Genomic DNA, 2,300 nt, shown 5'->3' with positions numbered 1-2,300 from the left:
CGCAATGACCTTGCCGAAAGGTGTCAGTTGACGGGTGCGCCCGGATATTACAGACGTTCCGACAGCACTACCATGTTCCGGCTGGGGAGAAGCAGGGGGTACCAAAGCATCCTCAGCCGAGAACGTTTCCTCAGCCGAGAAGCGCTCCATAGAGGGACACACCCCCCCCCGTCAGCCTTTTTCGCGCCTCGATCAATATGTTTAAACATATGACCATCCTTACGTTCTATGCCACAATCTCGGCCCTGATTCCGAGATAGTTTCCACTCATGCCATTGATGAGTACGTTGCCCTGTTTTTGTGACCTTTGTGAATTTAAAGCTACATTTTGGGCGCAGGTCACCAACAGTGCAGTTTTACGCATCCTTCATTATCAACGGAAAGTCAACAATTGACAAGGTGTTTTTCCCACTATTAGGTAACGTTTTCCACCGATTGGCTCAATTTGCTTACGTAACTTACGCAGGGGTTTCCTTGAGTTTCCCCTTATATTCCTCCGCGAATCTCAAGCACCGCCCTATACTACATGAGATGGTAATGACACTCTTATAAGAGGGTATTTGGCCCTCTTTAGCGCACCTTCCCTCACTTGACAGGGCCGCTTCTCTGTATTACCAAAAAAGTAATACTCGTGAAAACGCCCTCCAGGTATATCGCAAAACACCACGTCAAAAGGGCGATCGGCTATTAGAATTGACTAATAGCCCCTCGGTGCAGGGCGCTTTCCCTTGACCACTGCAGCAACTCAGACAACCTGCTACTATAGCAAGGCAAGTTTTCGTCTTGCGTATTGCATTGCGGGTTTTCGCGAAATCGCGCGGTCTCTTCCTGCGGGCTTTCGCGAAAAATCGCAGAACCACTTTCTGCCCGTCGCTCGAGAAAGAAGACTTCATGGCGAATGCACTGCTTGCGAAAGATCCTGACAACACGTGCGTGCTGGTAACGGGAGGCGCTGGGTTCATCGGCAGCCACACGGTCGTGGAACTGCTGGAGCGCAACTACCAGGTTGTCATCGTGGACGACCTGAGCAATTCCAGTCGCGAGGCCGTGCGGCGCGTGGGCGAAATCACCGGCGTGGCTCCCGTGTTTGCCGACCTGCCCAACGAGGAAGAGGCCGAGGCCGTCGCAGCTGTGGCCGGCGCTGCGGTACGCGAGGTTGCGCCGGGGCCCTCTCTCACCTTCTACGAGGCGAACATCCTGGATCGCGCGGCCCTGGAGACCATTTTCACCATGCACGCCGTGGACGTCATTATCCACTTCGCCGGCTTCAAGGCCGTAGGCGAGTCGGTGGCCAAGCCGCTCGAGTACTACTGGAACAACATCGCCGGCACCCTGGTTCTGTGCGAAGTTGCTCGCGAGCACGGCTGCAAGAACATCGTGTTCTCGTCGAGCGCCACGGTGTACGGCGAGCCGGAGTTCGTGCCCATCACCGAAAGCTGCCCGAAGCACGACGCCACCAACCCCTACGGCTGGACCAAATCGATGCTCGAGCAGATCCTTTCCGACCTGTACACGGGCGACAACGAGTGGAACGTCGTGCTGCTGCGCTACTTCAATCCCATCGGCGCCCATGAGTCCGGTCGCATCGGCGAGGATCCGAAGGGCATCCCGAACAACCTGCTGCCCTATGTGGCTCAGGTGGCCGTGGGCAAGCTGGAGCAGGTCGGTGTGTTCGGCGACGACTACCCCACCCCTGACGGCACCGGCGTGCGCGACTACATTCACGTGGTGGACTTGGCCCGCGGCCATGTGGCGGCGCTCGATTGGATGGCCGGGCGCGTGGGCACCGGCGAGCCGATCGGCGTGGGCTCGGTGGCTGGCGAGCCGGCGGAAGACGGAACGCGCCGGGGCGTGGGCATTTTCAACCTGGGCACGGGGAAGGGCTCGTCGGTACTCGACGTGATTCACGCCTTCGAGGCTGCGTGCGGTCACGAGATTCCCTACCGCATCATGGCCCGGCGCCCCGGCGACATCGCGGAGTGCTACGCCGACGCCACGAAGGCCCGCGACGAGCTGGGCTGGACGGCCGAATACGACATGGCCCGCATGTGCGAGGACGGCTGGCGCTGGCAGTCCCAGAACCCCGACGGCTACGGGGACGCGGAATAGGCGCAGGAGCTTCTCGTGCCCATTTCTCGCAGAACTAGCGCTTTGCGAGGACAATAATTTCGACTTGTTAGAGTTTGCCAGGCGCTCAATAATAGTGCGAATTAGATGATCGTATTCGATTCGCATATTAATACATGAATTACATTATACATAGCAATTCGGTGCGTACTTGAACCTATGCACATGCCTAA

At 57.5% G+C, this 2,300-nt stretch carries 1 protein-coding gene; it reads left to right on the top strand.

Translation table 11 applies throughout. The annotated features are described in order from the left end of the window. Positions 1-891 precede the first annotated feature (891 nt). Complete coding sequence (gene galE, locus AEQU_RS00460) at positions 892-2,109, top strand: UDP-glucose 4-epimerase GalE (protein ID WP_041714269.1); 1,218 nt, start codon at positions 892-894, stop codon at positions 2,107-2,109. The last annotated feature ends 191 nt before the right edge of the window (positions 2,110-2,300 follow it).

The sequence above is a fragment of the Adlercreutzia equolifaciens DSM 19450 genome, from assembly GCF_000478885.1.
GTDB classification, from domain to species: domain Bacteria; phylum Actinomycetota; class Coriobacteriia; order Coriobacteriales; family Eggerthellaceae; genus Adlercreutzia; species Adlercreutzia equolifaciens.
This window is presented reverse-complemented; position numbering and strand designations above follow the sequence as displayed.